The organism is Ruminococcus sp. FMBCY1 (genome assembly GCF_023921805.1).
Taxonomy (GTDB): Bacteria; Bacillota; Clostridia; order Oscillospirales; family Acutalibacteraceae; genus Ruminococcoides; species Ruminococcoides intestinale_A.
In genome coordinates, this window is sequence record NZ_CP074197.1 from 345,260 (window position 1) to 360,316 (window position 15,057).

12 protein-coding genes and 1 tRNA gene are annotated in these 15,057 nt (G+C 37.9%); 6 read left to right on the top strand and 7 right to left on the bottom strand.

What is annotated here, in order from left to right; all coding sequences use genetic code 11:
* Positions 1–17 precede the first annotated feature (17 nt).
* Entirely contained in the window at positions 18–1,100 is a 1,083-nt protein-coding gene (locus KGF34_RS01595) for an RING finger protein (RefSeq protein WP_252559610.1), read from the bottom strand.
* A 210-nt stretch (positions 1,101–1,310) separates the two neighbouring features.
* Between KGF34_RS01595 and KGF34_RS01600 the strand changes: the two genes are divergently transcribed.
* The 5 genes from KGF34_RS01600 (at position 1,311) to KGF34_RS01620 (ending at position 10,110) form a co-directional block, all read left to right on the top strand.
* Entirely contained in the window at positions 1,311–7,067 is a 5,757-nt protein-coding gene (locus tag KGF34_RS01600; RefSeq protein WP_252559611.1) for a DUF3320 domain-containing protein, read from the top strand.
* Positions 7,068–7,210: 143 nt separating this feature from the next.
* Positions 7,211–7,414, top strand: coding sequence for a hypothetical protein (locus KGF34_RS01605; protein WP_252559612.1), 204 nt, complete (start codon positions 7,211–7,213; stop codon positions 7,412–7,414).
* 72 nt (positions 7,415–7,486) lie between these two features.
* Complete coding sequence (prfB, locus tag KGF34_RS01610) at positions 7,487–8,605, top strand: peptide chain release factor 2 (protein WP_186934917.1); 1,119 nt, start codon at positions 7,487–7,489, stop codon at positions 8,603–8,605.
* Between the two features lie 21 nt (positions 8,606–8,626).
* Positions 8,627–9,838, top strand: a complete 1,212-nt coding sequence (locus KGF34_RS01615) for a cofactor-independent phosphoglycerate mutase (protein WP_195410490.1) — start codon at positions 8,627–8,629, stop codon at positions 9,836–9,838.
* A gap of 83 nt (positions 9,839–9,921) precedes the next feature.
* On the top strand, positions 9,922–10,110 hold the full coding sequence (locus tag KGF34_RS01620; protein ID WP_178480416.1) for a FeoB-associated Cys-rich membrane protein: 189 nt from the start codon (positions 9,922–9,924) through the stop codon (positions 10,108–10,110).
* A 2-nt stretch (positions 10,111–10,112) separates the two neighbouring features.
* Here KGF34_RS01620 and KGF34_RS01625 read toward each other — a convergent pair whose 3' ends face one another.
* On the bottom strand, positions 10,113–10,760 hold the full coding sequence (locus KGF34_RS01625) for an HAD family hydrolase (RefSeq protein ID WP_252559613.1): 648 nt from the start codon (positions 10,758–10,760) through the stop codon (positions 10,113–10,115).
* 184 nt (positions 10,761–10,944) lie between these two features.
* Between KGF34_RS01625 and KGF34_RS01630 the strand changes: the two genes are divergently transcribed.
* Positions 10,945–11,029: transfer RNA gene (locus KGF34_RS01630), tRNA-Leu, on the top strand.
* A gap of 94 nt (positions 11,030–11,123) precedes the next feature.
* On the opposite strand, the gene KGF34_RS01635 is transcribed toward KGF34_RS01630, so the two are convergent.
* The 5 genes from KGF34_RS01635 to KGF34_RS01655 form a co-directional block, all read right to left on the bottom strand.
* Positions 11,124–12,827, bottom strand: a complete 1,704-nt coding sequence (locus KGF34_RS01635; RefSeq protein ID WP_252559614.1) for a recombinase family protein — start codon at positions 12,825–12,827, stop codon at positions 11,124–11,126.
* Positions 12,828–13,022: a hypothetical protein gene (locus KGF34_RS01640; RefSeq protein WP_252559615.1), complete on the bottom strand. Its 195-nt coding sequence runs from the start codon at positions 13,020–13,022 to the stop codon at positions 12,828–12,830.
* A gap of 45 nt (positions 13,023–13,067) precedes the next feature.
* Positions 13,068–13,901 (bottom strand): ParB/RepB/Spo0J family partition protein, encoded by an 834-nt coding sequence (locus tag KGF34_RS01645; protein WP_252559616.1) that lies wholly within the window; start codon positions 13,899–13,901, stop codon positions 13,068–13,070.
* The gene (locus tag KGF34_RS01650; protein WP_195411059.1) at positions 13,898–14,212 is read right to left on the bottom strand and encodes a hypothetical protein; all 315 of its coding nucleotides are present in this window, start codon (positions 14,210–14,212) and stop codon (positions 13,898–13,900) included. The genes KGF34_RS01645 and KGF34_RS01650 overlap by 4 nt, the downstream gene beginning before the upstream one ends.
* Before the next feature lie 195 nt (positions 14,213–14,407).
* Positions 14,408–14,617, bottom strand: a complete 210-nt coding sequence (locus KGF34_RS01655) for a hypothetical protein (protein ID WP_252559617.1) — start codon at positions 14,615–14,617, stop codon at positions 14,408–14,410.
* Between the last annotated feature and the right edge of the window lie 440 nt (positions 14,618–15,057).

The window sequence follows — 15,057 nt, forward strand, 5'->3', positions numbered from 1 at the left end:
TCCTCCGATATTTGTTTTTAAACGAACAGCGGCATATAAGCGATTGCTAAAAATACAAATGTTGCCACAACTGCTATGGCAAGGTTTACGCCACCCTTGTTTTCAATCTGCTCGTTAATTTTTGACTTAGTGATTGCTGCTTCTTCGTCTGATTCTTTATCAAAACTCGAAGCGTAGTTTTTAATTGATGAAATTTTCTTTATGCAGTGTTTAAAATACATTCTGTTTGTTCTGAAACCGCAGATAAGCATAATGGCAAATCTGATTGCTCCGAGAATGTACGGAACAGCAAAGTACAAAAGATTTGTAGAGGACATACCGGCAAATAAATCGCCGACATTAGCACCGCTGTATCCGCTTTGAAGTATGGCAGAGTAATTATCCATATAAATGTTATATGCCTCTGTAAATTCAGGTGTTGATTGTATAATAAGTGTGCCTGCAAGCAATCCTACCACGATTACCGATATAACAATGCCGATTGCGTACATTTTCCTGTAAAGCATATATGCACCGGGTAAAATAGCGGATACAAAGCTGAATCGTGATTTATTTGTTCTTAAGATTGAACCGAAAACACGCATAAAGTAGTTTGTATTTTTGCCGACAAATTTTGAAACCTCACCTGCGGTTACATTATCTGCCATTTTTTCGTCTGCCTTAAAACCTGCCATCGGATCAAACGCAATAAAAGGTATTCCGCCGTTTTGCGGATTTTGACCGAAAGGAAAACCGTTCATATCCGGCGGAACATTATTATTTCCGTTAACGGAATCATTCTCGGGTTGATTGTCTTTTAACAGAGGCGCTCCGCAATGTTCGCAGTAAAACAAAGTATTGTCGTTTGGATGACCGCAAATTTTGCAGATTACTTCATTGTCTGAGCCGCTCTCTTTGTCAGCTTCAAAGTCATCGGAACTGTCCGGTTGATCATTTTCAAATAAAAAATTTTGTGAATGTTTATCCTGATAAAAGCAGTGTTCCTCCTGCTCGTAGCATTCTCTGTGGTGCGGCGTGCCGCATTCAGGGCAAACTACTATATCATCGCCCTCTTTAAACTGTTTGTTACAAACAGGGCATTTATATTTATAAAAATCCATATTTGCCTCCGGGTATTTTTATACAAACTAATTATAACAAATAATCTTATTAATTGCAACCATAATTTATTATAATATTTTAAATGTATATAATTTCTGAATTTTATTATTTAACCGCAAAAAGAATATATTTGTTTACAAAATATTGTAATAAATTGGTAAATCTGATATAATGAAAATGTTGAAATTTTTGAGCAAGGAGGATTACTTGTGAATGATAAAGTGAGCGTACAAGTGGTAACCTTTGGAGCAATGAATTTTGCAATGCAGCAAAACTATGTTCCGTTTGTGCGCAGCGTAACGATAAAAAATAACAGCGATGAGGAAATTAAAGATATTATGTTAAAAATTTCCTTTGAACCTGAATTTGCAAAGCCGTTTACACATAGAATTGAGGTTTTACCTCCGCATACCGAAATTGAGGTAAGTCCTGTTAATATTATAGTATCTACGGAGTTTCTGTTCTCACTGACAGAGAGAATTGTTGCACAGATCAGCGTACAGCTTTTATGCGGCGAAGAAGAACTTGTAAATGCCGGTGACAATATTGATTTGCTTGCCTATGATGAGTGGAGCGGCTGCTATATAATGCCTGAACTGATTGCGGCTTTTGTGACACCTAATCATCCCGCTATCTCGGGCATCCTTAAAATCGCAACCGATTATTTAAGAAAATGGGGAAAAGACCCGAGCATAACAGGTTATCAGAGCCGCAATGCAGATGTTGTAAAACTGCAAATGGCTGCTGTTTATGCCGCTTTACAGTCAAAAAATATTGTGTATAATAATCCGCCTGCAAGTTTTGAAAAAGCAGGTCAGCGTGTGCGACTTCCTTATTCTGTAATTGAGCAGAAACAAGGTACTTGCATTGACCTTGCGGTTACATATGCGTCTTGTCTTGAGGCGGCAGGACTTTTCCCTTTAATAATGATAAAAAAAGGTCACGCATACTGCGGCTGCCGTCTTGAAGAGGAAACTTTTGCCGATTGTGTAATTGATGATTTTTCGGCTATAGACAAACGAACGGTAAGCGGAAATGAAGATATTTTGCTTGTTGAATGTACGGATTTTACGGCGGGAGAAAAGATTGATTTTGACAGAGCGGTAAAGCACGGAAAAAATAATCTGTCAGATTCGGAAAATTTTATATGTGCTGTTGATGTTAGAAGAGCAAGAGCGGGAGGACTGCGACCAATTCCGCAAAAAATAGATAGCAACAGTATTTGCGGTTATGACGGGACGGTTGATTCGGTTTCTGATTATCAGGCAGCTGCACCTAAGAAACTTAACAGAAGCGGTACAGGTGTAATCGGATATGAGGAAAGTTCGCTTTCAAGAATACAGATATGGGAGAGAAAGCTGCTCGATTTCAGTTTAAGAAACTCACTTTTAAATTTCAGAATTACCAAAAACGCTTTGCCGATTTTAACTCATGATCTTGCCGCTCTTGAGGACAGCCTTGCAGACGGAGTATCTTTTTCAATACGAGAATTGCCGAGCGAATGGACGGCGTCGCTTAGAGATGCAAGGCTTTATGAGATAGAAAACGAAAATGACCTTGCAACAAATATTGCAAGCGAAGAGTTTAAAAGCAAAAGACTTTGTGCGGTTATGCACGACGAAGAACTTGAAAAAACTCTGAAAAATATTTACAGAACAACAAAGTCGAGCATAGAGGAAAACGGTTCAAACACACTTTTCTTAGCACTTGGATTTTTAAAGTGGTATGAAAGCGATATTTCGGAAAAGCCACGCTATGCACCGCTTATTATGATTCCTGTTGAGCTTGTAAAAAGTTCGCATAATAAAGGCTATTTATTGAGAAGCAGACAAGAGGAAACCCAGATTAATGTTACATTAATTGAGTATTTAAGGCAGATTTTCGAACTGAAAATACCGAGCCTTGACCCACTGCCCGAGGACGAGCACGGTACGGACATTCCGCTTGTTTTCAATACGGTTCGTAATTGTATTCTTGATAAAAAGCGTTGGAATGTTGTGAATACGGCTTGCTTGGGACAGTTTTCGTTCGGTCAGTTTGTAATGTGGAGTGACCTTAGAAACCGTGCCGACGAATTAATGCAAAATAAGGTTGTTGCAGGTCTTATTGATAAGAAAATTACTGTTGAGCAGGAAGAAAATCCGCTGACGGTGTCTGAACTTGATGAACGCATCGCACCCGATGACCTTGCAATACCGTTGAGCGCAGATTCTTCACAGATGCTTGCCATTGCAGAGGCGGCAAAGGGAAAAAGTTTTGTACTTCACGGACCTCCCGGAACAGGTAAGTCGCAGACAATTACAAATTTAATCGCAAATGCGCTTTATCACGGTAAATCTGTTCTTTTTGTCGCAGAAAAAATGGCGGCTCTTAATGTGGTTCAACACAGACTTGAAAATATCGGTCTTGCTCCGTTCTGCCTTGAACTTCACTCAAATAAGGCTAGCAAAAGCAGTGTGCTTTCTCAACTCGAAAAATCACTTGAAGTCGGCAGAATAAAGCATCCCGAAAAATACAAAGCAACAGCAGACAGGCTGAAAGCTATGCGTGTGAGTATGAATTCTGTAATTGACGGACTTCATAAAAAGCACGAGAGCGGAATTTCCGTGTATGACGCTATAGAACAATATGAAACCTGTGCCGAATTTAAGAATAAAATAACAATTCCGCAAGACGTTATTAACACTGTTAATGATGACAGAATAGAACAGCTTTCATCCTTAATTTTAAGTTATAAAAATTCTGTTGACGGTGTAGGTGATATAGTTAATAACCCGCTTAAAAATATTTCCCTTACGGAATATTCTATACCGTTAAGAGAAAAGCTGTATTCGGATTGTGTAAATTTGCTTAATCTATATAATAATGCAAAATCGAGCGTTGAAAGAATTTTCGGTACATTTAATATCAATGCCGAATTAAGTGAAAAATCAATCAAAAACATTTTAAATCTTAGCAAAGCGTTGCTTATCCCTTCGGCTTTTTCTCCAAGCCTTATTCTTGAAAATAATTACAATGCGGTAACTCAAAAGCTGAATAATTATTATGTAAGCATTTGTAACGAAAACAGAGAAAAACAAGAAATTGAAAAAGTGTTTACAAGCGGTATTTATGAATATAACTGTATTCAGGCTCTTAATGAATGGAATGTCGCTCAATCAAGTTGGATATTTAGCAGAAATTCAAAACATAAAAAACTTTTGAAAGAAGTTGCAACATTTTGTGTTATGCCAAATGCCGTTACCAAAGAAAATATTATCAATTGGTATCAGCGACTTATTAATTTTAATAAATTGCACAATGATAATATGACTTGCGGTAATGAGCTTAGGTATATACTTAATGAATTAGGTTCTGATTTTAAACAGTCAATTAATAAAACCGATTCCGTCTACAATGCGATAAGTGTGTATAACTATAATGAAATCAGAACAATATTAAATGCGTTTAAGAATATTAATCTTGCACAGCTTGGAAACGATGTTAATTGTGCAGAAAATTATATATTAAAATGGAATGAATTTTCCGACATTTTCAAAGTTAATATTGATAATGAGCAGAGCGACAATTGGCTTGACCGCACCGGAAATACTCTTAATAATATAAGTAAGAATATTGACAAATTGTATGCGGTTACGGAATATAACGCTAAGCGTGAACAGCTTGCAAATGAACAGCTTGAGTGTATTTGTAATGCGGTTGAAAGCGGTATTGTTAATAAGGAAAATGCAGTTGACGCTTTCAGATGCAATGTGTATTATGCGCTTGCACTCAAATATATTTCTGTTGACGAGAGCTTGAGCACATTCAGAAGCAATAGCTTTGAGCAAACTATAAAAGAATACCACGCATTAATTGATGAATATTCAAAACTTACTGTTCAGGAACTTGTGGCTAAACTTTCATCTCAAGTGCCTGTTTCGGGTTCGGCGGGTGCGTCGTCTTCCGAACTCGGTATTCTTAAAAGAGCGATAAAAAGCAACGGCAGAATGATGTCGATAAGAAAGTTGTTTAACGAAATCCCTGCATTATTACGCAGACTTTGCCCGTGTATGCTTATGAGCCCGATTTCTGTTGCACAATACATTGACCCGTCATTCCCTAAATTTGACCTTGTGGTGTTTGATGAAGCATCACAGCTACCTACAAGCGAAGCTGTCGGCACTATAGCAAGAGGTGAAAATGTTGTGGTAGTCGGTGACCCTAATCAGTTGCCGCCGACAAGTTTCTTTAAATCAAACAGAATTGATGAAGAAAACATAGAAAACGAAGATCTCGAAAGTTTGCTTGATGACTGCCTTTCGATTTCAATGCCGCAGATGTACTTAAAATGGCACTACCGTTCTCGCCACGAAAGTCTTATCGCATACAGCAATATGAAGTATTACGATAATAAACTTTATACATTCCCGTCGCCGAACGACAGAGTGTCGGCAGTTAAACTTGTGCACATTGACGGCTACTATGATAAGGGCGGTACAAAGCAGAATAAAGCCGAGGCAGAGGCTGTGGTAAATGAAATTATCCGCAGATTATCCGATGAACAACTGCGTACAAAGAGTATCGGCGTTGTAACTTTTAATATTATTCAACAGAATTTAATTGAAGATATGCTTGCCGATGAATTTTCTAAAAAACCCGAACTTGAAAAATACGACAGCGAATCCGCAGAACCCGTATTTGTTAAAAATCTTGAGAATGTACAGGGTGATGAGCGAGATGTAATTCTGTTTTCAGTCGGCTACGGTCCCGATAAGGACGGCAAAGTTTCTATGAACTTTGGCCCGCTTAACCGTGACGGCGGTTGGCGCAGACTTAATGTTGCAATTTCAAGAGCAAGACAGGAAATGATTGTTTATTCCACTCTTACTCCCGAGCAGATTGATTTGTCACGCACAAGAGCACTCGGCGTTGAAGGGCTTAAAGGCTTTTTGAAATTTGCGGGACAGAACCGAAATATTGTTATACCCGACGGCAAAGTTTCTGTTCATAACGATAATAGAGTTATTGAAGAAATTGCCAAAGAAATAGAAAAACTCGGCTATAAGGTGAACTGCAATATCGGTTGTTCGGAATACAAGATTGATATTGGTATCGTTGACCCTGAAAATCCCGACAGTTATCTGCTCGGTATTCTTGCCGACGGTGAAAACTGCAAAAATTCCGCAACATCTAAAGATAGATTTGTATTACAGCCCGATGTGCTTGCAGGTCTTGGCTGGAAAATTATGCGTGTATGGACTCTTGATTGGCTCGATGATTCGGCTCGTGTAATTGAAAAGATTAAATCAGAAATTGAAAATGCGATTTCGGGCAAAAATACCAAGCAAAAAATTTCAGAGCAAAACAAAACTCAAAATTTAGAATTTGAAAAAATTGATACATCAACACAGATTGAACAGACAAGACAGCGAAAGTACGAAACAGTCGATTCTCAAATTCTCGGAAGTTCTGAAAGCTTTTATACAGCAGCGGCAGGGGTCGAAATTCAAAAGCTGATGTTTAAAATTATCTCTGTTCAAGCACCGATAAGTAAAAAAGCATTGTACAAAAGTGTGCTTTCGGCTTACGGTATTTCTCGATCGGGTAACAGGGCAGAGGCAATACTTGACGGTATTCTCGGCAGAATAATGCACTCCGAAACCTCTGACAATGGGGTGATATTCGTATGGCAGCCCGAACAAAAACCTGATGAATACAATATTTATCGTGTGTCGGAGCAAAACGAGAATAGGCGCAATATTGACGATATTTCCTCAAAAGAAATATTAAATGCAGTCATTCAAGTTTTGAGCGAACAAGGCGGTATGCAAAAATCTGACCTTATTAAAGAAAGTGCCAAAAAGTTCGGTTTTACAAGAACAGGCACGCTTATTGATACAACGGTCGGTTTTGCTGTCGATAACGCAATCAAAAACGGCAAACTTGTTGTATCGCAGGACGGAAAAATTACAGATAAAACATAATTACAAGATAGGAAAAATATAATGCCGGATAATGAAGAAAAGTTTTTTCAATAAAATCTCAATGAAAAAGCGCCGCAACCCGGTATGATGTTTTTTGTGCATTTGCTTTTTGAAAAAAATGTGAAATGCCGTAGCAGTCGGTAATGAATGAAATAATGGAAAAACATCTTGGCAAAACCGAATGTTTTTCTTATGATAAATCATCGGCAGGTTTTATGCCTGAAAATTATATAGCACATTTTAAAGACGGTGATGTTAATACGGGAGAATATGCGGCGGGAATAAATTATTTACGCAAATTCCTTATTATAAAAAACAGTTTACATTTATCGGCTAATTTGCTATAATAAAATTGTATGTAAAATAGTAATCTGATTTTTAGAGCTATATATCAAATTAAGACAGGAATGGTATATTTTATGGTACAATTTGAGGAATTATTGTTAAAGGTTCAGGCACTTAAACCTGAAATTGATGATTTGTCAGACGCTCTCGGTATGAAAGGTATGCTTTCTGAAATTCAGCAGCTTGAGCTTAAAGCTACCGAACCGGGGTTTTGGGACGATGTAGAAAAATCTCAAAAAGTTTTACAGCGTACAGGCACACTAAAAGGCAAGGTTGAGGCTTACGAGGCTTTAGTGGCTAAGTATGAAGATACCTGCGCTTTGATTGAACTTGCAAATGAGGAAGAGGATCTTTCGCTTCTTGAAGAGGCTGAAAGCGAGGCAGAGGGAGTTAAAGAAAGTCTTGAAAAGCAAAGACTTCAAACTCTTCTTACAGGCGAATATGATAAGAACAATGCAATTCTTACTTTCCACGCAGGTTCGGGCGGTACAGAGGCTCAGGACTGGGCGGAAATGCTTTATAGAATGTACAACCGTTGGGCAGATGCTCACGGATTTAAAGTAAAAGAAGTTGACTACCTTGACGGTGACGAGGCGGGTCTTAAAAGTGCCGTTCTTCTTGTTGAGGGTGAAAATGCTTACGGTTACTTAAAGAGCGAGGCAGGCGTTCATCGCCTTGTAAGAGTATCTCCTTTTGATTCGCAGGGCAGAAGACACACAAGTTTTGCCTCTCTTGAGGTTATGCCTGAAATGGACGATAACATTGAAGTAAATATTGCTCCCGAAGACATCAAAATGGATGTTTACCGTGCGAGCGGCGCAGGCGGACAGAAAGTCAACAAGACTTCATCTGCCGTTCGTCTTACTCATATTCCGACAGGTATTGTTGTAGCAAGTCAGGTTGAAAGAAGCCAGTATCAAAACCGTGATGTGGCTATGAAAATGCTTATTTCAAAACTTATGGAAATTAAAGAGAGAGAACACCTTGATAAAATTGAAGACATTAAAGGTGTTCAAAAAGAAATCACATGGGGCAGTCAGATCCGCAGCTATGTGTTTATGCCATACACAATGGTTAAGGATCACCGCACTTCATACGAAACCGGTAATATTCAGGCTGTTATGGACGGTGATATTGACGGATTTATTAACGCATATCTCAAATGTGCAAGTCTTGGCACATTGCAAAAATAATCATTAAAGAGGTAGATAAAAGTGAAATATTTGGTAATGCTTTGTGACGGTATGGCCGATGAGCCAAACGAGGCACTCGGAAATTCTACACCGATGGAAAAGGCAAACAAGCCTTGTATGGACAGCCTTGCCGCAAAGGCTGAGGTCGGTATTGTTAAGACTGTAGCAGAGGGTTTAAAACCCGGCAGCGATGTAGCAAACCTTTCCGTACTCGGTTATGAACCTGCCGTATATTACAGCGGTCGTTCTCCGCTTGAGGCTGCAAGCATCGGTATTGATTTAAAGGATACAGATGTAACTTTAAGATGTAATCTTGTTACTCTTTCAGATGATGAAGATTACGAAAATAAAACAATTCTTGATTATTGCGCCGATGATATTTCTTCGGAAGAAGCTAAGATTCTCATTGAGTATATTCAGGAAAAACTCGGAAATGATGTATTCCGTTTCTATCCGGGCGTATCTTATCGTCATTGTCTTGTTTGGAGCAACGGTAATCCGCATCCCGGTGTGCTTACACCTCCGCATGATATTACAGGCAAGGTAATTACAGATTACATTCCAAAGGGTGAGGCTGTTGACGAGCTTTATGACCTTATGAAGAAGAGCTATGACCTTTTAAAGGATCACCCTGTAAATCAGGCGAGAATAGCAAGAGGCAAGCGCCCTGCAAACTCAATTTGGCTTTGGGGTGAGGGTACTAAGCCTTTACTTGATAATTTCAGTGAAAAATTCGGTATAAAGGGCAGTATGATTTCTGCCGTTGACCTCTTAAAAGGTATTGCAATCTGCGCAGGAATGAACAGTGTTGATGTTGACGGCGCTACAGGTTACCTTGATACAAACTTTGACGGTAAATGTAAGGCTGCTATTGAAGAATTTAAAAACGGCGCCGATCTTGTTTATATACATGTTGAAGCTCCTGACGAGTGCGGTCACCGTGGTGAAATTGAAAATAAGGTAAAAGCTATTGAAATGATAGACGAGCATATTCTCGGTCCTGTAGTTGAATTTTTAAAGGGCTACGATGATTTTGCTGTTTTGGTATGTCCTGACCATCCGACTCCGCTTTCTATCCGTACACATACTTCTACTCCTGTTCCGTATCTTATTTATGACAGTAAAAATGAGATTAACAGCGGTGTAAAAGTATTCTGCGAAAAAGAAGCAAGAGAAACAGGCAACTACATTGAAAAAGGCTTTACTATGATGAATTATTTTCTTACAAAATAATTTTTCGTCTACATAATTCATTAAAAAATTTACATCCTCACATTTATAATTGAATTAATCAATAAAAATGTGAGGATGTTTTTATGCGTGAATTTATATTAATTGTAACCGCTGTAATCATAATTGCACTTGTTGCCGTAGTGTTTGTAATAATGTATATAAACCATAATAAAAAGAACGGTAAGTCCCACAAGCCGACAATTATTTATTACAAAGTCAAAGAAAACGAAACCGAAGATAATACAGAAAATAATTCTGTAAAAGATAATTGATATTATTTTTCGGAATCTGCAAATACTTTATCGCTGATTTCTAAAAGTTCGGAAAAACTGTGAATGGTGTAGTCGGGATTTTCTGTATTGCCAAAACCGTATTCGGCAAATACAAACGGCACCTTTGCGTCTTTTGACGCTGTTTGATCACCGATAGTGTCGCCAACATAGAAAGCACAATCAATGTTATTTCTGCTAATAACAAGGCTGATATTTTCGCCTTTTGTGAGTTGGGTTCTGCCTGACATTTCAAAATCAGAAAAATATTTTTCGAGTTTGTGAGCTTTCAAAAATGATTCAATATAACCGCACTGACAGTTACTGATTATACCGAGAAAATATTTTTCGGAAAGTTTGCTAAGCACATCTTCGAGGTTATCGTACAAATGACCGCCTGACTTTTCAAGATACGGAACTTCTACGGCACAACATTCTTTTATAATGTTTACGCCGTTTTCTTCACTAAGCTCCGGCAACATAATGTTTGCAATCTGCTCAATAGTTTTGCCCATATAGCTGTTCATTTCTTGAAGCGTTATTTGCTTTTGGGTTTCGGGGTGATTTTTAAGAACTTCGTTCCATATAGGAAGAATTACATCGCTCGTGTGCCACAATGTTCCGTCTAAATCAAATAAAATTGCTTTTTTCATAATAATACTCCTGATTTATTATAAAAATTTTCAAACTGATAATATCACACTCTAAAATTAATGTCAATATGAGGTGTGTTTTGTAAAAAATAAAATTGTTAAAAATTAAAAGTTTTTTTAAAAATCTGTTGACAAAGTAAGTAAGCAGTGATATAATATTTATCGTTGTCAACAGACAATATTTGCGAGTGTGCTGGAATAGGCAGACAGGCACGTTTGAGGGGCGTGTGTTTCACGACGTACGGGTTCAAGTCCCGTCACTCGCACCATATCGAGTGTTCATAAGGGATTTGACTTATGAACACTCTTTTTATTTTATCATATAATTCGTATGTACGAGCAAGGGTAACACCTTGCTCTTTTTTATGCCGTGAATTGTTCGGTTATATATTCTACGGCAACACCTTTGCGTGTATCCGCAATATGGGTTTGTTTTGTGGTGTTCGGCAATTCGATATATCCGATAAAACGGTAATATATAACGATTCGTTGCGTTCGACTTTTGCCTGTACCCTCTGTTTCAAAAATATCGATATGGTCAATCAGTTCTCGAAGCAGCGGTGATGTCAGATTATCCATTTGCATAAACCTGCGAATTGCCGATATGAATTTTCCATATTCCGAATTGGTGTTTTTCAACTCTTCGATTTGGTGTCGAGTATCCGCAATTTTGGCTTTTAAGTCCATACGCTCTTTTTCGTATTTATGAGATAACTCAACAAACCACTCATCGCTGACTTTTCCGATAACATTATCCTCATATAGCTTTTCATAAAGTTGCGATACCGTGTTGCTGCGTGTAATCGCTTTTTGCAGTTCCGACTCCAAAAACTTTTTGTCTTTTTCTCTTTCTTCGTCATTTTTCCGCAAAAGCAGTTGTGCAAAATATGACTCGTCAATTTCCAACATTTCAACAAGTCGCCTTAATTCAAGTTTTACAACTTCTTCAAGGGCGTCTGCTCTGACATAATGTCTTCCGGGACACTTTCCTCGATAATCTACCTTGTTATCAGAACAAGTGAAATAGTGAATTTCTTTGTTAGAGGTGCTTGTGTGGTATCTCATTTTACTGTGGCAATCTCCGCAATATATCAATCCGTTAAATATACTCCGTTCGCCGTTTTCTTTTTTCGGAGCCCGACGCTTTATTTTTGAAATAAACTTCTGTACGGTTTCAAATGTTTCTCGGTCGATTATCGGCTCATTTACATTATTGAATACAGCCCAATTTTCTTTTGAGTTTTCAATACGTCTTTTGTTTTTAAATGACTTGGAATATGTTTTGAAATTGATAATATCTCCGCAATACTCTTGTTGAGAAAGAATTTTTTGAATAGTTGTCTTACACCATTTGTACGGATCGGTTTGTGTTTTCTTTCCGTCTCTGTTCAGTCCTTTAGACCGCCAATAAGCCATAGGAATAAGCACTTTGTTTTCCTGCAATTCTCTTGCAATGGTTTCGTTGCCTTTACCGTCGAGGCACATTTTGAATATGCTTTTCACAACGGTTGCGGCTTCCGGGTCAATTATCCATTTCTTTTTGTTTTCCGGAGATTTCGTATATCCGTAAGGCGGTTGCGATAACGGCTCTCCCATACTGCCTCTGAGCCTGTGAGATGAACGAATCTTTTTTGAAATATCTCTCGCATACATTTCGTTTAAGATATTCTTGAACGGTGCAATTTCGCTCTCGCCTTCGTCGCTGTCAATGGCATCGTTCACGGCGATAAAACGAACATTATGTTCGGGGAAATAGCTGTCGGTATAATTACCTACCGAAACATAATCTCGACCCAGGCGGGATAAATCTTTAACCATTACGGCAGAAACAAGTCCGATTTCAATATCGTCGATAAGCTGTTGAAATCCGGGGCGGTTGAAATTTGTTCCGGTATATCCGTCATCCACATAATATTTTGTATCCGTTAAACCCATTTCTTTTGCTTTTTGTGATAACAGCTTCTTTTGATTGCCTATGGAGTTGCTCTCGCTTTCCGTTCCGTCATCACGGGACAAACGACAATAAAGATCCGTTATCCCTATTTGGTTTTTGTTTTTCGACTGCATTTAATTCTCCTTTCCGACAGTCGAACAATCATATTCATCTGTCATTTTATCATTGATGCTATCAACAGACAATTCTGCAAAATCGCTCGTGAGATATTTTTTCAATCTGTTATTCAAATGATTGCTGTCGCTATATTTTTTAATGTTAAAATCCTCAAATTTATCGCAAACGATATATCTTACTCCGTTTATCATATATTCGCCTGTACCCAAACTGAATTTGTTATTTGCTTTTTCATATCATCTCTCCCTATCACGCTGTCGGATTAAATATTTTCTGTAATGCTCGCAAGCTTTAATTATGAAATCTTCGGTCTTTTGTTTATCCAAACCTTTTGGCAAGACATCACGCAGCTTATCTACGGATATTCGCACTTGCTCTTTTTGATTTGGCTTTTCTTCATTGAGAACGGCAAAAACCGTATCGACGAAAAAGTTGCCGTCTTTACTGAATTTTCTTAATCTTTGTGCCTGCGATAATGACGGCGTAGCGTCGGTAAATTCGATTTGTTCAAGCAATATTTGCTGTTCGTATTCCGACAGATATGAAAGTTCAACCGCAGGAGTAAAGGCTATTCTTTCTTCGTCAACAAGTTTAAGTAATTCGGGTATTAAGTATGTCAGGCGGATATATCGCTGTATTTGTCTTGCACTGTCATCGGCGGTTTCTGCAATCTTTTCGTCTGTTCTTATCTTTGTGCCAAGTTGGCACGAAGCTTTGCCTTGATCTTTCAAAGCTTCTGATTTCATTTTGTATGCAAAGGCTTTTTCGCTTGGCAATATATGTTCTCGGTGTATGTTTGAATCCACCATTGCGATTGTTGCCTCATCTTTTGTAAGTTCTTTTATTGTCACGGGTATGCTTGTTATCCCTAACGCTTTGCAGGCTTCAACTCGTCTGTGTCCGCTGATAATTTCATATTTACCCGCCGGAAAAGAACGAACTATTATCGGTTCAAGCAATCCGTTTTCTTTTATACTTTCTGTTAATTCTTGTTGCTCAATCCCGCTTCTTTCCTTAAACGGATGATTTTCAAAGGGAACAAGCAAATCTATACTTATGTTTTTTATCATTTTTCTGCCTCCTTTAATATTTCAACTTTTTTGAGGGAAATACCCTTATGGTTTTTCTCATAAATCAATCTTAAATTTGTTCCGTTATCTATTTCGTAAAAGCCAAGATAACTCTGCCACCAAAATACCGGTGTGATTATTTTTCTTCCGTCACTTAGCCGAAGAAAAAGTCGCATCATATTTCGGCTTGCCTCTGCTCGCATTATTAACTTTGCGAAGTATTCGCCCTCTTTATCAATAAATTTGTAGTCGGAGGTAATGATATGTTCCTCTCTCATTTCTTCTCTTGTGTAAACTTTGTTTTGAATCATAATATATCCCTTCTTAATAAATTCTCTTTATCGGAAAGTAAAAGCTATATATTTATACGGCTGCTCTCCGTTTTGTTTTTAATCATCGATTTATCTTTGCTTTACACATCTGTTTCTGTATTGATTTGGTGCCGAAATTGATAATTTTTTCTTTTGTATCGACATTTTATTGAAAACAAGTATCGCTATATCAAATTAACCGCTGTCGTCATATTCACGGCGATTTTTAATGCTTTTTGCCCCTCTTTTGGATTTGTATTTCGGACAAAAAACAACGATTGCCTTGTGGCTCTGCTTGCATTTGTTTTTGCATTTAAGACAAAGGCTGTTGTATGTTCGTCTGCCTGTTTCGAGATTTATGAAAAAATCCCATTCTTGTTTTGCTTTCTTTGATAATCTCGGCATTGTAAAAACTCCCTTCACTTGTTTGAACCGGGAGAGGCATTTTGCACCCCTATTTGCAAATAAATTTTCACCTCTCACTTGGTAGGCAACGAAAACGGGCAAAAATTAACCCTTTGACCAATATTTTTTTATTACCCCTTCACTTGTTAGAACTGGGAACGCTTTTTTGGGGGGTGTTTTTGAAAAATTTATATTTTTTAACATTTACCTCTCTACTCATTTGGACAAAGGGTGACGAAATGCACACCCATTTTCCTAATTTTCAAAAAATTTTACTTACCCACTCACTTGTTTAAACCGGGAGAGCCGTTTTGTACCCCTCCGAAGAGAAAAAAATCCCTCCGATTTATCAAATCGAAGGGGAAAAGTTAGTTTGAATTTGGTATTCAATTTTAATAGGCAAAAAGAAAAAGACACAGCCAACGGATTTTTCTCCGTAA

Excerpts from the sequence above, each read along its gene's own strand:
- KGF34_RS01655 (WP_252559617.1), bottom strand. The coding sequence starts at position 14,617 with ATGCCGAGATTATCAAAGAAAGCAAAACAAGAATGGGATTTTTTCATA.
- KGF34_RS01635 (WP_252559614.1), bottom strand. The coding sequence starts at position 12,827 with ATGCAGTCGAAAAACAAAAACCAAATAGGGATAACGGATCTTTATTGT.
- KGF34_RS01625 (WP_252559613.1), bottom strand. The coding sequence starts at position 10,760 with ATGAAAAAAGCAATTTTATTTGATTTAGACGGAACATTGTGGCACACG.
- KGF34_RS01595 (WP_252559610.1), bottom strand. The coding sequence starts at position 1,100 with ATGGATTTTTATAAATATAAATGCCCTGTTTGTAACAAACAGTTTAAA.
- KGF34_RS01605 (WP_252559612.1), top strand. The coding sequence starts at position 7,211 with ATGAATGAAATAATGGAAAAACATCTTGGCAAAACCGAATGTTTTTCT.
- KGF34_RS01650 (WP_195411059.1), bottom strand. The coding sequence starts at position 14,212 with ATGATTCAAAACAAAGTTTACACAAGAGAAGAAATGAGAGAGGAACAT.
- KGF34_RS01645 (WP_252559616.1), bottom strand. The coding sequence starts at position 13,901 with ATGATAAAAAACATAAGTATAGATTTGCTTGTTCCCTTTGAAAATCAT.
- KGF34_RS01620 (WP_178480416.1), top strand. The coding sequence starts at position 9,922 with ATGCGTGAATTTATATTAATTGTAACCGCTGTAATCATAATTGCACTT.
- prfB (WP_186934917.1), top strand. The coding sequence starts at position 7,487 with ATGGTACAATTTGAGGAATTATTGTTAAAGGTTCAGGCACTTAAACCT.
- KGF34_RS01640 (WP_252559615.1), bottom strand. The coding sequence starts at position 13,022 with ATGATAAACGGAGTAAGATATATCGTTTGCGATAAATTTGAGGATTTT.